The following is a 2,419-nucleotide window of genomic DNA, read 5'->3' as shown; positions in this document are numbered from 1 at the left end:
GGGGGGGGGGGGGTGGCTGTGGAGCTACCCCGCCCCCCCCCCCCCCGCACCGCCCCCCCCCCCCCCCCCCCCCCGCCGCTTCGTCCCCCCGCCCGGCCGCCCCGCCGCCGGGCTCGGCCGGGACAGCGCGATCGTCGGCATGTGCGGCACGCCGTCGCGGGTGAAGCAGGCCACCGTGACGTCCTTCTCGGTGGCCGCGCGCCAGGCCGCGGCGTCGGTGCCGAGCGAACGGACGCCGTGGACGCGCAGCAGCCGCTGGCAATGCGCGAACGCGGGGCGCCGGTGCGGCGGGATCTCGTAGACGACCACCGTGTCCGTGGTCACGGCGCGACCGTCCGCCTCCAGCCGTACGAAGCCGTCGCCGCCGGCCTCGATGCGGCCGGTGCCGCCGAGCCCGTCGGCGTCGTCCGTCATGAAGTGCCGCGCGTCCACCAGGACGGGTTCCCGGCCGGTCAGCCTCCGGACGGCGGCGGCCATCGCGTCCCGGGTGCCCTCGGTCGAGCCGTGGTCGGTCAGAAGAACGAATTCTCGTCGGCTCATGCCGTCATGGAAGCGATGCGGGCGCGCACGGGACAAGGAGGCCTTGTGCGCCATTCACGCGTCGCGGTGGCCGAAATCGCATCCGCCGTGAGCCCGCTCCGGCCCGCCGCCGTTAATCCGGATGCGGGCCCCCGCCCGCCCGGGTACCCTCGGCCCCATGTCCACGCCCCGAATTTCCTAGCTGACGGACCCGCCTCCACGCCACCCGTGTGTCCGTTCGCTGTTTCGGAGCGTTATCCCATGATCACCACCCGTGGTGTCGACGTGCGCGTCGGCGCCCGTCTCCTCCTGTCCGACGTCAGCCTGCACATCGCCCCCGGCGACCGGATCGGCCTGGTCGGCCGCAACGGCGCCGGCAAGACGACCCTGCTCGCCACGCTCGCCGGCGAGCTGGCCCCCGCCGCCGGCACCGTCACCCGCACCGGTGCGGTCGGCTACCTCCCGCAGGACTCCCGCGCCGCCGACCCCGCCGTCACCGTCACCGACCGCATCCTGTCCGCCCGCGGCCTCGACGCCGCCGTCCGCGCCCTGCGCACCGCCGAGGAGGCGATGACGCTGGCCGAAGGACCGGCCGCCGAGCGGCGGGCGATGGACGCCTACGTGCGGGCCGAGGCCGCGTTCCAGTCGCGCGGCGGCTACGCGGCCGAGGCCGAGGCCGCCCGGGTCGCGGCCGGGCTCGGGCTGCCCACCCGCGTCATGTCCGGCCCGGTCGGCGCGCTGTCCGGCGGCCAGCGGCGCCGGGTCGAACTGGCCCGGATCCTGTTCGCCGACCACGGCACCCTGCTGCTCGACGAGCCCACCAACCACCTGGACGCCGACTCCGTCACCTGGCTGCGCGGCTTCCTGGCCGGCCACCCCGGCGGGCTCGTGCTGATCAGCCACGACATCAGCCTGGTCGCCGACACCGTCAACCGGGTCTTCCACGTCGACCCGCAGCGCGCCACCATCGACGTCCACAACACCGGCTGGCGGGCCTACCTCACCCAGCGCGAGGCCGACGAGCGCCGGCGCGCCCGCGAGCGGGCCAACGCCGAGCGCAAGGCCGCCTCGCTCAACGCCCAGGCCGACAAGATGCGGGCCAACGTCGCCACCGCGACCGCCGCCCGCAACATGGCCCGCCGCGCCGACCGGATGCTCGCCGACCTGGAGCCCGTCCGCCAGGCCGAGCGCGTCGCCCGGATCCGGCTGCCCGAGCCCGAGCCGTGCGGCCGCATGCCGCTCGGCGCGGTCAGCCTCGCCAAGGCCTACGGCGGCCGGCCCGTCCTCGGCGGACTGGACCTCGCCGTCGACCGCGGCTCCCGGCTGGTCATCCTCGGCCTCAACGGCGCCGGCAAGACCACCCTGCTGCGGATCCTGGCCGGCCACGTGACCCCGGACTCGGGCCGCGTCGTGCCCGGCCCCGGCCTGCGGCTCGGCTACTTCGCCCAGGAACACGACACCCTCGACCCGGCGCTCACCGTCCGGGACAACCTCGCCCTGGCCGCCCCCGCCCTCACCGACGGCGAACTGCGGCGCGTGCTCGGCGCGTTCCTGTTCAGCGGCGACGACGCCGACAAGCCCGCCGGCGTCCTGTCCGGCGGCGAGAAGACCCGCCTGGCGCTGGCCGGACTCGTCCACTCCGGCGCCAACGTGCTCCTCCTCGACGAGCCCACCAACAACCTCGACCCGGCCTCGCGGGCCGAGGTCCTGGGCGCCGTCGGCACGTACCCGGGCGCGATCGTGATGGTCACCCACGACCCGGGCGCCATCGAGGCCCTCCGCCCGGACCGCGTCCTCCTCCTCCCGGACGGCGACGAGGACCTGTGGAGCGACTCGTACCTGGACCTCGTCGGCCTCTCGTGTAGCCGGGGCCGCGGGGGGCCCCGGGCCCCCCCCGGCC

At 76.3% G+C, this 2,419-nt stretch carries 2 protein-coding genes; one reads left to right on the top strand and one right to left on the bottom strand.

The annotated features are described in order from the left end of the window. Window positions 1-24: 24 nt before the first annotated feature. Complete coding sequence (locus ACFV4F_RS43120) at window positions 25-540, bottom strand: hypothetical protein (RefSeq protein WP_380511477.1); 516 nt, start codon at window positions 538-540, stop codon at window positions 25-27. A gap of 240 nt (window positions 541-780) precedes the next feature. Here ACFV4F_RS43120 and ACFV4F_RS43115 point away from each other — a divergent pair. Next, the coding region (locus ACFV4F_RS43115; protein ID WP_380511474.1) for an ABC-F family ATP-binding cassette domain-containing protein at window positions 781-2,419 on the top strand (1,639 nt) is incomplete at its 3' end.

Source organism: Kitasatospora sp. NPDC059722, from assembly GCF_042733235.1.
In the GTDB taxonomy this organism is placed as follows: domain Bacteria; phylum Actinomycetota; class Actinomycetes; order Streptomycetales; family Streptomycetaceae; genus Kitasatospora.
Note: the sequence above shows the minus strand (reverse complement) of the source record. Positions and strands in the feature narration are given on the sequence as shown.

Bases quoted from the DNA above. Each gene is read 5' to 3' on its own strand.
- ACFV4F_RS43120 (WP_380511477.1), bottom strand. From the start codon at position 540: ATGAGCCGACGAGAATTCGTTCTTCTGACCGACCACGGCTCGACCGAG.